A 15,969-nucleotide genomic window follows, 5' to 3' on the forward strand; every position below is an offset into this window, starting at 1 on the left:
GCTTGCCGTTCCCGTCAGATCAGCTTGAGTTTGGTCGCCAGCGCGGTCGCGTGGGGAAGCGTTCCGACGTCGAGCGCTTTGCGCGCGTTGTTCAGGTGAAAGTTCACGGTCGCAAATGAGATGTTCTCGAGCGCGGCGATATCTTTCATCGTCTTTCCCTCCGCCGACCATTTCAGGCAGAGCGCCTGCTTGGCTTTCAGGTAGATATGAACGCTTGCCGTCGGTTCCACATCCTGCTGTTCGAGCTTCGCATGAAGCTGCGCAACCGCGGTGATAGCCGCGATCTGGTCGATATCCTTCTCAAGCGACAGGGTCGGCTTGTGCGACGCGAGCGTGAGCATCGACATGTGCCCGAATGCAGTGCGGATGGGGATGGTAACACCGGACCGGATGCCGAAATCCTCGGCTTCCCGATAGAAGCGCCGAACCAGCTTGTCTGTTGACTGACAAGGGTGCTCGGCCGCCCAGGCGAACGCCTGCATCCGTGCTTGGGCCATCGAGACGATGGGGTCAACCTTGATGTAATTCTGGGCGAGGTATCGCGCCTGCCATTCCGGCGGATAATTCGATACGGCATATGTTCTGATGGGCTGCAAGTTGACATAGGCGTAGCAGTCGAAACCAAGCTCCTGCACCAGTTCGGCCAGCCCCTCCTTCAGCATTTGTTCCGTTCGTGCCACGGAAGACATGTCGGTCAACTTCTGGAAGAACGTTTTCAATGGATAGCCTCTCCTATGTAACTGTCTCCGCCCCGGTTCCGCCCGATTGTTTGCCCTTACGATTACTTCGCCAGTTCGGCGCTCTGTTCATGGCCGTGGCGAACCCTTCGAGCGACACAGTGAACACAGCCTGGTCGTCTGCATTGGGTTTCGTAGCCGTGATAACGAGGCTCTTGCTCCTCTTCATCGCGTCCGTCGCAGCCGAAGGGCATCAGCAGAGTGCCATCGGTCTGCAGTCCCTCCCCTTCAGCCTCTCGCACGGGTTTGGCCGCTCTTTGAGCTGCGACATGTCGTTCGGTTATGTCGGCCAGGGTGCCGTGCCGCGTCTCAGCGTTAATCGCAGTGCGATTCTGTCGAGTGAAATTGTTGTCTCCGGACAGGTCATTTGAAGATTTTCCTAGGCTCAGCATGGCTTCATTCCTCATGCGGGCACACTCCGCCCCTGCCACCAGACAAATCGTTTCAGATTGTAGGCGAGATTGCCGATGCCGATTTTCATCTAGGCGCGGGCGCGTCCGGCCGAGGGTGCGGATGAACAGTCCCATGCGGTCCTTCTGCTCGGCGAAGGGATGCTCGACACGGGCGCCGGTTCTGGAGCGTGTCCGGTTGCCGTGCTCGATATTCTTCGGCATCGGCCTGCCTCTTGGCTTCTTGCGATGCACGCGGCTGATGAAGCCTGGTCTATTCGACCGATACGCCGTGTCGGCCCACACTTCGGAGCCGGTGTTGGTGCTGGCCAGCAACCCGCGTCGACCCTGTCGCCGTCATCCAGAAGACCAAGGAACCGGCCGAAGGTGCGCCGGTCCATGATCTGAAACTCGGCCTGCTCATCCGACAGCCCGTAAAGTGCCTGCAACACGAGGATCTTCAACATCATCACCGCATCGTAAGGTGGGCGCCCGCCCTGCGACCGATCCGGGCGGTTCAGTGCCTGGGCCAGCGGTTTGCGAAACATCTCCCACGCAACAACTGTGTTCAGCCTCTCCAGCGGCTCGCCGGCAGCGCTCAGCCGCGCATAGCGTTCCTCGACATCCCACAAACCCGCCTGTCCCTTCATTCGATCCTCTCCGGTGCCGGCGTAAAATCGAGTTGATAAAAACGTTGATCAAGGACGAGGGCACGATAGGATACGAAGACGAGCGAAACGAAACGAAACCAGAGCCTGTAAGCCATTGTTTAATAATGGAAAGTTATTTCTCCCTCCACCGGGAGACGGGAGTGATTTCAAAGAAGTATTCAAACGATTAGCCGCAGCGGGTGCGGGTCGGCCATTTGGCAAGGATGGATTTCCTGCTGGCCCGTGGACGCCCGAGCTTCTTGCAGAGGCGATTTCACAGATTGATTCCAACCGGATTGGGGTTGATCTGCGAACGGTGCAGCTTTGGTTTCAAGAGAACGAGAAGGGAATTAGCACTGCCAACATTCGTTGGCTGGCGAGAATTTTTGGGTGCGATGATCCGGTGGCAACCAGCGAATGGCAGATGGAGCTCAGTGCGGCAAAATCGCGGTTATCGGCCAAGAGGCGAGAATGGAAGAGAGCCGGAAGCAGCGTTGCACAGGAGATTTCAGATACGGCACTGACTGCGACCTTCGATGGTGGGGCAGACGCCCCGGCAGAGCTAGCAGGCGATGCTGACGCCAAGGTGCCGAGTCGACGTTTTAGTTTGGCGAGGAAATCGGAGGCGTTCTTTAGTCACGGATCTCCCCTGAATTTACCAGCGTCGGTTTTTGCGGGGATCACCGCTCTTGGATTCTTGTCCTATATCACTGGGATTCACGACGTTACATATGGCCGGGAAGATGGCGTCGTCAAACAGGTTGGGTTTCTGTGGACGGCAAATTGGACATTCATCTTCATGGTGTTTTTGCCACTGTTTTTTGCCTTCGTGACCGAGCTAGTGACCTTTTGGAAAGATGAGGGGCGCTTAAATCTCGTAGCACTGTGTGACCGAATGGAAAGCGATAAGGCCTGGGCACGCGACGTCGAATCTACTTCTTATTCATATTGGGCGGCTTTTTCAATTTGTCTGCTGTTCGCCGGTCTTCTTCAATGGATAGGCATGTTTTTGATCCCGTTGATGAAAGGCGGTGGAAACTATGCGACGGATTGGGGCTCGTTAGCGATTGTGCGCCCGGAGGTCATATCAGTGCCCGAAGCGGCGGTATTTACCGGCCTCGCTTACCTATACATGAGCATCTGCTTTTATCTGTTTTTCGTAGGGTTAATTTTGCTCTATACCACTATCCATGATCTACGGAAAATTCGAGAATCTTCGGGTAGGAAAATTCGAGAATCTTCGGGTAGATTGGCGGGAATAGTCTCTCAGCACGAAATCAATATAACTAGCCACAGGGTGATGCACGGTGTTTTTCGGTGTACTATTTTGGGGGTTTTGATCGCCATAGTCATGAAGGTCCAAAGTGCTTACCTGACATCAAGTGGAGAGAACATTGTGGCTTGGTTGGTGGACGATATGTCTTCAGCTTTCTATGGGAGCGATGATGTGAGTGCTGGGGTCAGCTATCGTAGGCCGAACTACTACAGCAGCCTCCTTATTGTTATTTCGACTTGTTTCGTGTTTCTGTACGGCTTCATTCATATAGGTATCAAACATCGGATTTGTATACCTTCATGGAGAATGGCGGCGGTTGTTGGGTTACTCGCCGCTTGCTACTTACTGATCGATGCATTTGCTGGCTTTTCGATCCTTCTGGGCATTGCAGTGCTGCTCGCGATATACGGCCTAATTGATCCAGGGTTTGGCCGAGGGCGGGCGAGCGAACTAGGAAACGATCAGAGTGTATCATAGTTGGCTTGATCGTTGGGATGAGCGGCGGGCACGACGCGGTGATGAGGCGAAAAAAACAACCGATTTTATCCTTGACGCCGACCGGGCCTTTCCAGGTGCGAATAAGATAACAAGTATCGATGAATTCTGTACCCTTGCGGACCAGGCCGTGGGGGATCCAACCTTTTTCGATGAGCCGAGTGGGGGGGATCAGGGTTTTGAAAGGGAAGATGGATGGCTCAAATTTCCATCGGACATTTCTACTGATATCGAACAGAACAATGTCGTCTCGGCGAAAATCACAGAAAGCGGGTCGTTCGATCAGGCGATGGTGATTTTTCACCATTGGAATGCAAGCGCGCGGAATCGTCAAATTGCCAACTTTTTCTCGCTGCGTGGCATCACGGTTGTCGAGATTGCTATGCCTTATCACTTCGAGCGCAGCCGTCCCGGGTCCCTGCACGCCGATTATATGCTTAGCCCTAATCTCGGTCGAACGATCCAATCCGTAAGGCAGGCAGTATTGGACGGGCGAAAACTCATACGATGGTTGAAGAGCGAAGGCTATCGAGAGATTGCGGTTCTCGGTATGAGCTTAGGTTCCTGGATCGCAGGGTTGATCGCTGCGCACGACTCGGCTGTGTCAAAAGCCTCGTTGTTTCTGACGGCGGGGAGTCTCGCGGATATGGTTTGGACGGGTCGCGCGACACGATTGATACGTGATAGCCTTGAGCCTGAGGTTAAGCTGTCTGATCTCAGAAGGGCCTGGGGTCCACTTAACTTGGAGAATTACGCACATAGTTTGGCACGGCCTGATCTCGATCTTCAGGTTGTGTTGGCTAAGAGAGACAAAGTGGTGTTGCCAGAGCTATCGGACAGGTTCATGCAGAGGCTGAAGGACGCCGGAGCTAGGCCAAATATTTTGGAATTAAACTGTGGTCACTATTCGCTCGCCATGCCGCCTTACATTTTGTTGGCCGGTTTGAGCTTGAAGCGGTTTCTGTCGTGTGCTGACAAGTCGGCCCGGCGAGCATGAGTTTGGCGGGGACAGGATCCCTGGTCCCACCATCAGCCCCGAAATGCGCCGGGGAAGATGACGTCCTGGTCGACGAGGACGTTGAACTTGTATCCTGGGCGAATCTCCAGTGTCGGTTGAACGTCGAGATTCTTGTTGATCGTGCGTTCGGCGACGCGGCCGAACGTCTCCGCGAAATTCCTCCTCGCGGCATCGGAGGCGGTGTCCTGGGTGGCGAGCGTCGAGCTCTCCGGTAGCGCCATGTCGATTCCTGTCCCGATAATGGCCAGCAGCACCGCCGAGCCGAACGTCTTCAAATAATGGTTGTTCACCTTGTCGTTGAAACCGCCATAGCCTTGGGCGTCGGTGCCGGCCATGCCGCCGATCTGCAGGGTCGAGCCATTCGGGAAGATGATGTCCGTCCACACGACGAGGACACGGCTCTGTCCGAACGAAACTTTGCTGTCGTAGCGTCCGAACAGCTTTGTGCCCTGGGGGATCAGCAGGCGATGGCCGGTGGCGGTGTCATAGACGTTCTGGCTAACCTGCGCGTTGATGCGGCCGGGAAGGTCGGAATTAATGCCGGTGATCAGGGTCGCCGGGATCACCGAACCGCGTTTCAGCTCGTAGAGTGATTGCTGCGGAACGACCTGGTTGGGGAGGTAGCCAAGCTCCTTGATGTCGGCGTTGAAAAAATCCTCCTTGGTCCGTTGGCCGTTCCCATCGAGGTTCTGCCCGCCGAGCCCGGCCTGGAGCGCCGCGGCATAGAGATCGGAGGTCGAGCCGGCGCGCGAAGCGCTCGCATTGCCGCCCGCCATGGCCGGATCGGCGCCAGCATTCGAGCGCCCCTGAAGCTTGTCGGTGCTTACCGCGAGCGGTGAATCATATGCCGCATCGTTTGCCTGCAGACGGGCCATGCGCTGGCGACTGCGCTCGCGCAAATATTGCTCCTCGGCTTCGCGCTCAAGGCGTGCCCGCCAGAGGGTGTCCGGTTCGAGCTGCGGTTCACGCTGGACGGCAGGTTCGGCGGCGGGACGCGGGGTGAATGGATTCTCGGCTTCGACGCGCTCGACGGGTGTGGGCTGGAAGGCAGGCACCTCTGCGGGTTCACCGATGATGCCGTCCGAGACGCCGCGCTTCAGCTGGTCGGCATAGGTCGATGCGGGATTGCCGGAGCTTTCCTCAATTCCGGGATCGCCCCGGAAATACAGGCCGCGGGAGGTCAAGCCGTAGATGATGACAGCGAGGAAGGCGATGACGAGGCCGATCGCGATCAAAATCGGCAGACGGTTGATGCGCCGAATACTGGGCTCCGCGCCCTCGGCTGCGCCACCGAGCTTGAGTGACTGGACCATGCTCCCCTCCCCTATCCGTGCCGCATGACCGATAGCGGACTTGTCGGCGCAGCACCTGCGGCTGTCGCGCTATATGCACGGCCAAGATCAATGGAGCTCGTGGACAGTCGCGCCAGGACCTGGCCGTCATAGGTGTCGATTACATAGGCAAGCGGAATCAGCTTCTCGGTATCGGTCTTCTGGTCGCTGACCACTGCATAGCCCCACACCTTGAGCGAGGCCTCAAGCGCGCCGCCGAACGGCGACCCGTCGGGTTTGAGCAGGATCGTGCCGGTGCCCGGTCCGACATGCTCGGCGAGGCGGCTCACCATGTCGCCGGCGATGGCGCTGGCGGCAGGGCCGGAAAGCTCCTGTGGCGCGGAGCTAGCGACCAGGTCATCCGCCCCCAACGTCTGGCAGCCGGCGAGCATCGCCGATAGGAAAAGGACGGAGAGGATGCGCTGCATGGTCAGCCTCCGCGCCGGATCGTTATCTTCTCCCGCTTCCAGCCGACGCCGGAGACGAGGACGGCGCGGTCGATATTGTAATCGACCACCATCATGTTGCCCTTCATGCGATAGTTGACAACGCGGTTTTCCCCGCCGGAGACGACGAACAGCACCGGAGCATCCTGTCCGGACAGCGAGCGGGGGAACTGGATGTAGGTCTTCTGCCCGTCGGAATAGACACGCGTCGGCCGCCAGCCCGCGCGGCCACTGACGCTGTACTGAAAGTTCAGCTGCTCGGCCGGAATGCCGGCGCCCGGGATCGTGCTGGCTTCCAGCCGCGCATTGATGTCGGCGAGCTTGGTCGAGACGTCTTCCTGATATTCGAAGCCGACGCGCGCCATGTATTGGCTCTGATGCGACTTAAGCTGGATGTGATAGGTCCGGCGCGATGTGGTGACGACCATGGACGTCACCAGCCCCGGCTCCGATGGCTTGACGATCAGGTGGATTGCCTGCCCGCCGACCGCACCCGAGGTTGCAGGCTCGACCTTCCAACGCACCGTGTCGCCGACCAGCACGTCACGAACCACCTCGCCGGCCTGAAGCTCGATGTCGCAGACCTGCAAGGGCGAGCAGACGACCGACGGCTGGATCTCGCCGTAGAGAAAGATTACCTTCCCGTCGGCGCCTTTGGTCACGAGTCCGCGCGACCCGCGCCACTGCCCGGAAATCCCGGTGCCCTTCGCCTCATTGGCGTTCATGGCCTGCGCGCTCGCGTCGGCCACGACAGCCAGCAGAACTCCGCAGGTCAGCGCAGCGGAGAACAGCACCGTTTGAACTCTGGTCCTATTGATGGTCATGAGAATGCGCGGGCCTTTCAAAGCTGGGCGGTCCATTCGAAGTCCCGCAGGTAGAGGCCGATCGGATTGAGGCGGATCACGCCCTCGTCCTGGGGCGGTGTTAGTGTGACCGTCGCGATGCCACGGAAGCGGCGCACCGCCGTCTCCTTGCCCTTCCGGTCGCGCTGATATTCGGTCCAGTCGATCTGGTAGCTCTGGTTCGAGAGCGGAACGACATTGTTCACCTCGATGGCGATGGTAGCCGACTTCGCCTTCTCGAAGGGTGAGTTGCTCCGGAACCAGCTGTTCACCTTCTCGGTCGCCGGATCGGAGGTGCGCAGCAGCGCGTAGGTCCGGTCGATATACTGCTTCTGGACAACTGCATCCGGCGTCACCGAACGAAAGTTCGAGACGAAGCTGCCGAGCGTGGCACGCACGACGCGAGGATCGGCATATTCGATCTGCTGCGGGAAGCCGGCGCTCGCCGAAGTCCCGAGCTTGTCCACTTCCACGATATAGGGAACGAGCTTGACCTGCGTGCTCTGGAACAGCGCGTAGGAGAAGCCGATCACCGCCATCAGCATGCCGGTGATGCCGACGATACGCCACGCGGCCGCTGCCTTCACATAGGATCCATAGCGCTCGTTCCACTCCTGACGTGCGGCGATGAAGGGATTGTCGGGTGGGGTATTGGTGGCCATGCTGAGGCTGTTCTCCGCTCACTTGTCCTGAAGGGGTGGCGGAGGCGGGGGCGTTGGAGAGCCCTTCTGCCGCGTCTGGTCGAGCTTGGCGTTTGCCAGGCCGAGCAACGACCCGGCATAGGCGCCGGGCGAGGCGATGGCCTTTTCCTTCGCGGCCGATCCCGCGGCCCATCCGGCATTGCCGATGCCGGACGCCATGCCACGCAGCGCTGCTCCCGCCATCGATGAGCCACCGGCGTGCGCCGAACTTGCGACTGACGCCCCCGTTCGCGCGGCGTTCGCGCCAAGGAACGCGCCACCCGCTGCAAATGTCGCTGCTTGGCCGCCATGGCGGATGGCCTCCATGCCGCCGGCGATCGAGGCGCCTTGCACTACGCCCTGGACGATCGGTGGCACGTACATGGCGATGATGAACACAACCACCGAAATCCCTGCGATAGCCAGCGTGGTGATGAACTGGTCGGACGTCGCGGTCGGCGCCTCCGCAAGGCCGAGCAACACCTCGGAGCCAATGCGCGCGATCATCACCAGCGCCATGAGCTTCATGCCGACCGAAAATGCGTAGATCAGGTAGCGGATCGCAAAATCCTTGGTGAAGGAGGACCCGCCGAGCCCCAGCATGATCATGCCGGCGAGCAGCCCGACATACATCTCGACCATTACGGCAACGAAGATCGCCGCCACCAGGCTGAAGCAGATCACCACGATGACCATGGCGAAGACGGCGGCGATCGCCAGAGCGTTGTCCTCGAATACACCGAACTGCGCCTGCTCCGACATTTTTGAGGCGACGCGGATGCCGGCGTCGAAGATGTTGGCTGGTGAAGCCGAGCCGCCATTGGCGCCGATCTGGAACAGGCTGTCGACCACCGCCTTGGCAAAGCTCGGTCCCTGGTCGAGAATGAAGGCAAAGAGGCCGATGAACATGATCCGCCGCACCAGCTCGGCGAACCATGCGTCGAGCGAGGCTGCCTGGAGCGCGAGCCAGACGGCCGCGATGCCGATCTCGATCCCGGCAAGGATCCAGAACAGGGAGCGCGCCGCGTTCATCACGGTCGTTTCCCACCCCTTGGCCGCTGTCGAAACCTGGCTCTCGAGCGTGGTCAGAACATCACCCTGCTGCGCGAGCGCCGGCGCGCATGCCAGCAGCACGAGCGCGATCGCAATGAAGGTCAGTTCGAGGCCGCGGGAAGGCCGGGTTGTCACCATTTCAGTTTCATCTCCTGCCCGCCGCGCACGTCGCGGTTTGGGTCGCCGCCGATGAAGTCCGCGGCACGCTTCCGCCTTTCGGAATCGTGCGGCGAGAGAGGCGCTACCGCCTCCGATGGCGCGGGATTGGTTTGGGCCGTGATCCAGATCGCAGCGCCGGCGCAAAGGCCGATCGCGCCGATAGTGAGGACGATGATCGTCGATCGGCTCACCAGCGCGGCTCCATGGTCTGGCCTCCCCGCACACCGGGCGGCGTCGCGTTGAAGAACTTTTCGCGCCGAGCCTGGGCAAAATCCTTATCCGCCTGCTCCGACTGGAACCAGGTGCCCATCATCGTCGTCTGCTGCGACACCAGCCCTCGCAGCTTCTGGAATTGCGCCACCTGCTGGGCGGCGATCTCATGCCCGACCTGGAGAGCCTTCATCTGGCCATCGGCTGATTCCGACATCGAGCGCAGCGAACTCATGGTCGACTCTTCGGACGAAAACTGCTCTGCCGTGAGCCCAGCTGCCTTCAAGGTGCCGGCGATCGTATCGCGGTTCGTTGTCGACCAGTCCTGGTAGGTGGACGAGAAGCTCGCCGCGTCGGGCAGTTTGGTCTTGAATTGCGCATAGGACTGAAACCGTTGTTTCAGAACGTCGTCGGCATTGGACATGGAAAACGCGATCCCCTGCCCTTGCGCAGCGATGTCGCGCAGACGGTTGAGGTCGTTCTCCACCTGACCCCAGATATGGCTAGGCAGCTGCATCGTGTTCTGCAGCATGTTCTCGTAGATCCTGATCTGGTTCTGGATCTGCTCCGCCAGCTGCGTGATCTGCGTGACCTGATTGTTGATCTGCTCGGTCGACTTGCCGACCATCGTGATCAGCTCGCCATTGTTGAGGAGCTGCGTCCATTCGGTCGCCTGCCCCGTGACTGCGCCCGACAGGGCTGGCGAGATGTTGAACATGCTGGCGGCGATGGCGGCCGCCGCTGCAGCCTTAGCCGCGGTGAAGGATGGTTTCGGCATCGCCTATTCCTCTCTGCTGGAGCCAGTGAATCGGCCAGTCGCCGCCCTGCTCGGCCTTCAGCGCCACGATGCGCTTCAGATCGTCCTTGCCGGAGGCGCCGGCGAAGGAAAGGGCAATAGGGCCGAGCGCCATGTCGAACAGGCGGCGCCCATCCGCCGAAACCACGTAGTATTCCCGCTTCGGTAAGGCCGTCGCGACGATCTCAATCTGGCGCTCGTTGAAGCCGATGCGCTCATAGAACTCCCGCGTGCCGCGTTCGCGAGCGGCACCATTCGGCAGGCAGATCTTGGTCGGGCAGCTTTCCTTCAGCACGTCGATGATGCCGGAGCGCTCGGCGTCCGAGATCGACTGCGTGGCCAGTACGACCGCGCAGTTCGCCTTGCGTAGCACCTTCAGCCATTCCCTGATCTTGTCCCGGAAGGTCGGATGGCCGAGCATCAGCCAGGCCTCGTCGAGAATGATCAGGCTGGGCTCTCCGGTCAGCCGCTTCTCGATACGCCGGAACAAATAAAGCAGGACCGGGACGAGGCTGCGCTCGCCCATGTTCATCAACTGCTCGATCTCGAAAGTCTGGAAGGAGCGTAGTGACAGCCCGTCGCTCTCGGCGTCGAGCAACTGCCCCAAAGGGCCGTCGACGGTGTAATGGTGCAGCGCCTCCTTGATCTCGCGCAGCTGGACCCCGGATACGAAGTCAGAAAGCGACCGGCCGCTGGAGTCGGCCATCAGCGCGACTTGCCGCGAGATGGCATTGCGGTGGTCCGGAGTGATGGTCACACCCTGCAACACGACCAGCGTCTCGATCCATTCCGACGCCCATGCCCGATCCCCATCCGAAGCGAGGTCGGAAAGTGGGCAGAATGCGAGGCGAGGACCGCCCTCCCCTTCGGATTCACCGATCTCGTAGTGGTCGCCGCCGGCAGCCAGTGTGAGCGGCAGCATCGAGCGTCCCTTGTCGAAGGCAAATATCTGGGAATGCGCGTAGCGTCGGAACTGCGCGGCGATCAGTGCCAGCAACGTCGATTTGCCCGATCCGGTCGGCCCGAAGATCAAGGTGTGGCCGACGTCGTCGACATGCAGGTTCAGCCGGAAAGGGGTGGAGCCGGATGCGACTAGCATCAGCGGCGGCGACGCCGGCGGATAGAATGGGCAAGGTGCTGTCGGCGCGCCCGACCAGACGGAGTTGAGCGGGATCAGGTCGGCAAGGTTTCGGGTGTTGATCAGCGGTTCACGGATATTTGCGTACCAATTGCCCGGCAGGCTGCCGAGAAAGGCCTCCGTCGCGTTCATCGTCTCGATCCGCGCCCCGAACCCCTCGGCCTGGATGAGCCGACGCACCGCTTCCGCCTTCTCCCGCAGGCGGGTCTCATTGTCGTCGAACAGGACGATGGCTGGCGTGTAGTAGCCGTAAGCCACGAGTTGCGAGGACGCTTGGGCAATCGCATCCTCGGTCTCGGCCACCATCATCATGGCGTCCTGATCGACCGAGCGCGATTGCGTCTGGAACAGCTGGTCGAAGAAGGGCCGCACTTTCTGCTGCCATTTCTTGCGGGTGCGTTCCAGCTTCTGGCGGGCCTCCTGTTCGTCTAGGACGATGAAGCGGCTCGACCAGCGATACGTCATCGGCATCAGGTCGAGACTGTTGAGGATGCCGGGCCAGCTCTCCGCCGGAAAGCCGTCGATCGCCACCACGGCGAGATAATGATTCTCGACCATTGGCGAGAGGCCATGATGGAACTCAGCCGTTGCCAGCCAATCGAGATACATCGGGATCTCGGGCAGGCGGATTGGGTGGTTCTCGCCGGTGATGCAGAAGCGGATGAACTGGAACAGCTCGTCATAACGCGCCGTCTGGAAGCCACCGCGCTCCTCGACCAATTGCGTCACCATACGGCGGATCGAAAGCAAATTGCCGAGATACTGCTCGACTTCGCGGATCGAGGTCTGGAAGCTGTCGAGCACGGTGTCGGCATAGCGGGCCACGCGGCTCTCGGTGTCGGAATAGACATAGCGAGCAAGACCAGACCGCGTCTTCTCCGGCGGGCGCCAGGTCAGGATCAGCGCATGCGTGCTCTCGAAATGCCCCCTCCCCTCCTGGAAGTGTGCCCGGCGTTCGTCGTCGATCGCACGCGTTACCGGATCGGGGAAATGGCATTGCTCGCGCGCCGGGTAATCCGACGTCGCCACACGCACCGCCTCCACCTGGATCATCCAGCCTGATCCCAGGCGCGCCAGGATCAGGTTGATCTGGCGCGAGACCTCGTTGCGCTCAGGGTCAGTCGAGCTGTCGGAATCCGGACCGGCAAAGTACCAGCCGGCCATTAGCGAGCCATCCTTGAGCAGGATCACGCCGTTGGCGACCAACGCCGCATAAGGCACAAGGTCCGAAAAGGACGGCCCGGAATGCCGGAAGGAACTCAGCGCCACCATCTCGCCAGCCTCAGAACCGGCGCCAGGGCGTGGAGCTCGCCCTGTAGTATGGCCGGTAGCCGATATGCCGGGCATAGACGCGACGCATCATCGGATCGGCCTTGGCCATCATGCGCAATGCGGCGACGACGACGATCCAGATCGCGATGCCGAACAGCGCCGAATAGGGCGTCAGCACCACGAAGATCAGGATGATGGCCGCGAGCCCTGTCAGCAGGACCACCAGTTCCCGGTCGGCGCCGAGCAGGAGATTCGGACGCGATAGCGCCCGATGGATGCGTGAGCGGTCGAGGCCTGAGCCGGAAGCAGTGACGGGGTCAGACATAGGCCGCACCCTCCCCTGCTCTTTCGACTTTCGGTGTGAGCGCTACATCGCCGATGGATGCGCCGCTCGCACCGAACAGAGCGACGATCTGGGTGGCGCCGAGCAGGATGCCTGCGACGAGCACGACGTATATCAAGCGCCGCGCGAAATCATTCAACTCGCCGCCGAAGATCAGCATGCCGCCGGCGATCGCAACGGCCGCGAGCGCGATGAACCCCGCGACCGGCCCGGTGATCGATTGCTGGATCTGCTGCAGTGGACCCTCCCATGGCAAGCCACCGCCGCCAGCGGCGAACGCGGGGTCGCCTACGGCGAGACCAAGTGCAAGCGTTGCCAGCGCGAGCGCGCAAATCCGTTCAGGCGACATGGCGTTCCGTCTTTCGTGAGTAGGATTCGGTCTGGTAGCGGCCGTTGGCGAAGCCCTCCACATGGAGGATGTCGCGAACGATGCGGCCCTTCGGCGCGCGCTCGATCGAGACGATCAGATCGACCGCCTCGCCGATCACCTCGCGCATCGGCTGCTGACTTGCCTCGGCAGTGAGCTGCTCAAGGCGGCGCAGGCCTGACTCGGCCGTATTGGAATGGATTGTCGTTACGCCGCCCGGATGGCCGGTATTCCACGCCTTCAGGAGCGTCAGGGCCGCCCCGTCGCGAACTTCGCCGACGATGATGCGATCAGGGCGAAGCCGCATCGTGCTCTTCAGGAGCTGCGCCATGTCGATGGTGTCGCTGGTATGCAGCGCCACGGCATTCTCGGCCGCACACTGGATTTCCGCAGTATCCTCGAGGATCAGCAGTCGATCGTCCGGCGACGTCTCGACGATTCCGGCGATAACCGCATTGGCGAGCGTCGTCTTTCCCGACCCTGTGCCGCCCGAGATAACGATGTTGAGGCGCGACGCGATGGCGTTGCGGATAACGCAGACCTGTTCCTCTGTCATCACCTCGCTGGCGACATAGTCATCCAGAGGAATCAACCGCGATGCGCGCCGCCGGATGGTGAAGGTCGGGGACGCGACAACGGGCGGAAGCAATCCTTCGAAACGGTGCCCGCCAATCGGCATCTCGCCCGAGATGATGGGCCGGTCGTCGTCCGCTTCCGAATGGAGCGCATGGGCGACGCTGCCGATGACGATCTCGGCTGTTGCCGCACTCATCTCACCGGCGGGCGCCACGCCGTGGCCGAGTCGCTCGATGAACAGCCTGCCATCCGGGTTGAGCATGATCTCGACGACTGTCGGATCGTCGAGCGCGACGCAAAGCTGGTCGCCGAGCGCTTCCTGCAGCTTGCGGATCAGGCGCGGATGGGAGCGTAGCTGAGCCATGGGTTCGGTCCTCGTCGCTCACTCAGGCTGCGCGCGGCAAGCGCGGAAGGTCGAGCCATATCCGGCCGGACGAACGAAACTGGACCTGTCGGCGGGCAGAGAGCCGGGGACATCGTGGTCGCCCATCTCAGAGTGGTTTCGTGCAGCAAGGGCCAGGACCTGCATCAGTATTGCTCCGATTCGATTGCTTTCGGAGACAACTGGCCACGATGCGGGACACGCCGCGACTAGCGAATGTATGAGTGCGATTCTCGCCGCGGAGCGTGCTGAGTCGGGTTCGCGGGACAATATGGCCGGGCCAAACAGCTGAAGGACGTCGCGACACACTAGCAAATGTATTAGCGATCCTTGGCGCGAGTGCTGAACTCAAGAATGCCATAGACGATTGTTTTGTAACGGGAAATCACCCGCATAGCGGGGTTCTGATGGGGTCGCCTAGGGGAGTCTGTTAAGGTCTCGTTAACCTTAACTCCCTTGTCGGAATACGGGAATCGTGCCTTAACTCCAGACGGCAATAGCGCGTCTTACGCTAATAAACCGTCTGGCAAGAGGGCGAATGTGAGTTCAGCCACCGACATCAATGTATCTGAACGCACGTCCGAGCACATCGGCCGCATGGCAGCAGCTCTGTCCGCACGCCTTCGCGCAGCGGGCGAGCGCGCCTTTCCGCCTACTGCGCAAAAGTATCTGCGACCCTTTAGTTCCGGCGAGGTAGCACAGATCGTCGGTGTTTCTGACGGGTATTTGCGGCAACTGTCGCTCGACGGACTTGGTCCCTCCCCCGAGCTCAGCACAGGCGGCCGGCGGTCCTATACGCTGGAGCAGGTGAATGAGCTTCGAGCCTATCTTGCGGATACGCGACCCAAGGAAGCGCTGAAGTTCTGGCCGCGTCGGCGGCCGGGTGACAAGCTGCAAGTCATCACCGTAGCGAACTTCAAGGGCGGCTCAGCAAAAACGACCACCTCCTTGTATCTCGCACAAGGTCTTGCTCTTCAAGGTTATCGTGTGCTTGCGGTTGACCTCGATCCGCAGGCGTCCCTCTCTACGATGTTTGGTTACCAGCCGGAGTTCGACATCCCCGAGAATGCAACTCTTTATGGGGCAATTCGGTACGACGAACATCGCATCGAGATGAAGGAAGTCGTCAGGCCGACCTACTTCCCCGGTGTGAGCATTGTTCCGGGTAACCTCGAGCTTATGGAGTTCGAGCATCAGACTCCTAGGAACATGATGGCCAGCAAGGGGCGTCCCGAAGACCTGTTCTTCCGACGCGTAGCGCGGGCCATTTCGGCGATCGACGACGACTTTGATGTCGTGGTGGTGGATTGCCCACCGCAACTTGGCTTCCTGACGATGGGTGCTCTCAATGCGGCTACTGGCATGATCGTGACGATTCATCCTCAGATGGTCGACGTTGCCTCGATGAGTCAGTTCATGCTGATGACGTCGGAACTCGTCTCGGTGATCGAGGATGCTGGAGGCAGGCTTGAGTACGATTTTCTGAAGTTTCTGGTCACGAGGCATGACCCGCGCGACGTGCCAGAACAAGAAATCCTTGCCCTCCTTCGTGACCTGTTCGGGCCAAATGTGTTCGCTGCGACAGCGTGGAAGTCGACTGCGATTGCCAATGCAGGTCTGACCAAGCAGTCACTCTTCGAGCTCACCAGGGGTTCAGTCGGCCGAACGGTTTACGAGCGCGCGATGGAGTCGATCAACGCCGTGAACGAGGAAGCAATCGGGCTTATCAACCGAGTATGGGGTCGATAATGCAAGCTCTGGGTGGGCGAGTGAACGGCGCATTGTTGGCAGCTGCCAACAATGGGACCA

General features: G+C 60.3%; 16 protein-coding genes and 1 pseudogene. 3 read left to right on the forward strand and 14 right to left on the reverse strand.

All coding sequences use genetic code 11. The features are described from left to right. Nucleotides 1–14 precede the first annotated feature (14 nt). From traR to GA830_RS18845, 3 genes and pseudogenes are all read right to left on the reverse strand, one after another. Nucleotides 15–719 (reverse strand): autoinducer-binding transcriptional regulator TraR, encoded by a 705-nt coding sequence (traR, locus tag GA830_RS18835; protein WP_258045735.1) that lies wholly within the window; start codon nucleotides 717–719, stop codon nucleotides 15–17. Nucleotides 720–781: 62 nt separating this feature from the next. Then, entirely contained in the window at nucleotides 782–1,144 is a 363-nt protein-coding gene (locus GA830_RS18840; protein ID WP_195165172.1) for a hypothetical protein, read from the reverse strand. After that, a pseudogene (locus GA830_RS18845) lies at nucleotides 1,141–1,776 on the reverse strand (transposase). Before GA830_RS18845 ends, GA830_RS18840 begins: the two are co-directional and overlap by 4 nt. 115 nt (nucleotides 1,777–1,891) lie before the next feature. Between GA830_RS18845 and GA830_RS18850 the strand changes: the two are divergent. Both GA830_RS18850 and GA830_RS18855 read left to right on the forward strand, forming a co-directional pair. Next, nucleotides 1,892–3,529, forward strand: a complete 1,638-nt coding sequence (locus GA830_RS18850) for an RcgA family putative transporter (protein WP_195165173.1) — start codon at nucleotides 1,892–1,894, stop codon at nucleotides 3,527–3,529. After that, on the forward strand, nucleotides 3,519–4,544 hold the full coding sequence (locus GA830_RS18855) for an alpha/beta hydrolase family protein (RefSeq protein WP_195165174.1): 1,026 nt from the start codon (nucleotides 3,519–3,521) through the stop codon (nucleotides 4,542–4,544). Before GA830_RS18850 ends, GA830_RS18855 begins: the two co-directional genes overlap by 11 nt. Before the next feature lie 32 nt (nucleotides 4,545–4,576). On the opposite strand, the gene trbI is transcribed toward GA830_RS18855, so the two are convergent. From trbI to trbB, 11 genes are read right to left on the reverse strand one after another with little or no spacing between them, the layout of a single operon-like run. Then, nucleotides 4,577–5,878: an IncP-type conjugal transfer protein TrbI gene (gene trbI, locus GA830_RS18860; RefSeq protein WP_195165175.1), complete on the reverse strand. Its 1,302-nt coding sequence runs from the start codon at nucleotides 5,876–5,878 to the stop codon at nucleotides 4,577–4,579. 11 nt (nucleotides 5,879–5,889) lie between these two features. Next, on the reverse strand, nucleotides 5,890–6,324 hold the full coding sequence (gene trbH / locus GA830_RS18865; protein WP_195165176.1) for a conjugal transfer protein TrbH: 435 nt from the start codon (nucleotides 6,322–6,324) through the stop codon (nucleotides 5,890–5,892). 2 nt (nucleotides 6,325–6,326) lie between these two features. After that, nucleotides 6,327–7,202, reverse strand: a complete 876-nt coding sequence (gene trbG, locus GA830_RS18870) for a P-type conjugative transfer protein TrbG (protein ID WP_374939341.1) — start codon at nucleotides 7,200–7,202, stop codon at nucleotides 6,327–6,329. After that, a complete protein-coding gene (locus GA830_RS18875) occupies nucleotides 7,184–7,846 on the reverse strand; it encodes a conjugal transfer protein TrbF (protein WP_195165177.1) in 663 nt (220 codons plus the stop codon). The genes trbG and GA830_RS18875 overlap by 19 nt, the downstream gene beginning before the upstream one ends. 18 nt (nucleotides 7,847–7,864) lie before the next feature. Beyond that, the gene (gene trbL / locus GA830_RS18880) at nucleotides 7,865–9,055 is read right to left on the reverse strand and encodes a P-type conjugative transfer protein TrbL (RefSeq protein WP_195165178.1); all 1,191 of its coding nucleotides are present in this window, start codon (nucleotides 9,053–9,055) and stop codon (nucleotides 7,865–7,867) included. Beyond that, on the reverse strand, nucleotides 9,049–9,267 hold the full coding sequence (gene trbK / locus GA830_RS18885) for an entry exclusion protein TrbK (protein ID WP_195165179.1): 219 nt from the start codon (nucleotides 9,265–9,267) through the stop codon (nucleotides 9,049–9,051). Before trbK ends, trbL begins: the two co-directional genes overlap by 7 nt. Beyond that, nucleotides 9,264–10,064, reverse strand: a complete 801-nt coding sequence (gene trbJ / locus GA830_RS18890; RefSeq protein WP_195165180.1) for a P-type conjugative transfer protein TrbJ — start codon at nucleotides 10,062–10,064, stop codon at nucleotides 9,264–9,266. The genes trbK and trbJ overlap by 4 nt, the downstream gene beginning before the upstream one ends. Continuing rightward, nucleotides 10,036–12,492: a conjugal transfer protein TrbE gene (locus GA830_RS18895; RefSeq protein WP_195165181.1), complete on the reverse strand. Its 2,457-nt coding sequence runs from the start codon at nucleotides 12,490–12,492 to the stop codon at nucleotides 10,036–10,038. Before GA830_RS18895 ends, trbJ begins: the two co-directional genes overlap by 29 nt. Nucleotides 12,493–12,502: 10 nt before the next feature. Beyond that, nucleotides 12,503–12,817 carry a conjugal transfer protein TrbD gene (locus tag GA830_RS18900; RefSeq protein WP_195165182.1) on the reverse strand — a complete coding sequence of 105 codons (315 nt, stop codon included), beginning with the start codon at nucleotides 12,815–12,817 and terminating at the stop codon, nucleotides 12,503–12,505. After that, entirely contained in the window at nucleotides 12,810–13,184 is a 375-nt protein-coding gene (locus tag GA830_RS18905; protein ID WP_195165183.1) for a TrbC/VirB2 family protein, read from the reverse strand. Before GA830_RS18905 ends, GA830_RS18900 begins: the two co-directional genes overlap by 8 nt. After that, nucleotides 13,174–14,142, reverse strand: a complete 969-nt coding sequence (gene trbB / locus GA830_RS18910) for a P-type conjugative transfer ATPase TrbB (RefSeq protein WP_195165184.1) — start codon at nucleotides 14,140–14,142, stop codon at nucleotides 13,174–13,176. The genes GA830_RS18905 and trbB overlap by 11 nt, the downstream gene beginning before the upstream one ends. A 558-nt stretch (nucleotides 14,143–14,700) precedes the next feature. On the opposite strand from trbB, the gene repA reads away from it, so the two are divergent. After that, nucleotides 14,701–15,909 carry a plasmid partitioning protein RepA gene (gene repA, locus GA830_RS18915; protein WP_195165185.1) on the forward strand — a complete coding sequence of 403 codons (1,209 nt, stop codon included), beginning with the start codon at nucleotides 14,701–14,703 and terminating at the stop codon, nucleotides 15,907–15,909. Nucleotides 15,910–15,969 lie beyond the last annotated feature (60 nt).

This window comes from Mesorhizobium sp. NBSH29 (assembly GCF_015500055.1).
In the GTDB taxonomy this organism is placed as follows: Bacteria; Pseudomonadota; Alphaproteobacteria; order Rhizobiales; family Rhizobiaceae; genus Neomesorhizobium.

Bases quoted from the DNA above. Each gene is read 5' to 3' on its own strand.
- GA830_RS18840 (WP_195165172.1), bottom strand. From the start codon at position 1,144: ATGAGGAATGAAGCCATGCTGAGCCTAGGAAAATCTTCAAATGACCTG.
- trbI (WP_195165175.1), bottom strand. From the start codon at position 5,878: ATGGTCCAGTCACTCAAGCTCGGTGGCGCAGCCGAGGGCGCGGAGCCC.
- trbH (WP_195165176.1), bottom strand. From the start codon at position 6,324: ATGCAGCGCATCCTCTCCGTCCTTTTCCTATCGGCGATGCTCGCCGGC.
- trbG (WP_374939341.1), bottom strand. From the start codon at position 7,202: ATGGACCGCCCAGCTTTGAAAGGCCCGCGCATTCTCATGACCATCAAT.
- GA830_RS18875 (WP_195165177.1), bottom strand. From the start codon at position 7,846: ATGGCCACCAATACCCCACCCGACAATCCCTTCATCGCCGCACGTCAG.
- trbL (WP_195165178.1), bottom strand. From the start codon at position 9,055: ATGGTGACAACCCGGCCTTCCCGCGGCCTCGAACTGACCTTCATTGCG.
- trbJ (WP_195165180.1), bottom strand. From the start codon at position 10,064: ATGCCGAAACCATCCTTCACCGCGGCTAAGGCTGCAGCGGCGGCCGCC.
- GA830_RS18895 (WP_195165181.1), bottom strand. From the start codon at position 12,492: ATGGTGGCGCTGAGTTCCTTCCGGCATTCCGGGCCGTCCTTTTCGGAC.
- GA830_RS18900 (WP_195165182.1), bottom strand. From the start codon at position 12,817: ATGTCTGACCCCGTCACTGCTTCCGGCTCAGGCCTCGACCGCTCACGC.
- GA830_RS18905 (WP_195165183.1), bottom strand. From the start codon at position 13,184: ATGTCGCCTGAACGGATTTGCGCGCTCGCGCTGGCAACGCTTGCACTT.
- trbB (WP_195165184.1), bottom strand. From the start codon at position 14,142: ATGGCTCAGCTACGCTCCCATCCGCGCCTGATCCGCAAGCTGCAGGAA.